Annotated in this window: 1 protein-coding gene; it reads left to right on the forward strand. The window is 54.5% G+C overall.

The genetic code is table 11. From position 1 onward, the window contains the following. Positions 1–63: 63 nt before the first annotated feature. Positions 64–242 (forward strand): nicotinamide phosphoribosyltransferase domain-containing protein (locus ACZ2V4_RS11905; protein WP_490514978.1); only part of this gene is annotated, 179 nt, incomplete at its 3' end.

The following is a 242-nucleotide window of genomic DNA, read 5'->3' on the forward strand; positions in this document are numbered from 1 at the left end:
GTAGTAAATAGTACCGTGGGCAGGAGCCCGCGTTTTACAATGTTCAGCAACAGGAGTTGCAAAATGGACAACCAATTCAATCTCGCGCTTGACACCGACGTTTACAAGTGGAGCCACGCAGCTCAACTGCCGCCCGGCGTGCAGTTTGCTTCGTCGTACTGCTCGGCACGATCGGACAAGGAATACCGCGCTTCCATCTTCTTCGGCCTGCAAGCCGAGCTGCGGAATATCGTGGCTAATCC

It is taken from the genome of Macrococcus sp. CoH-51_TC_04 (genome assembly GCF_058188655.1).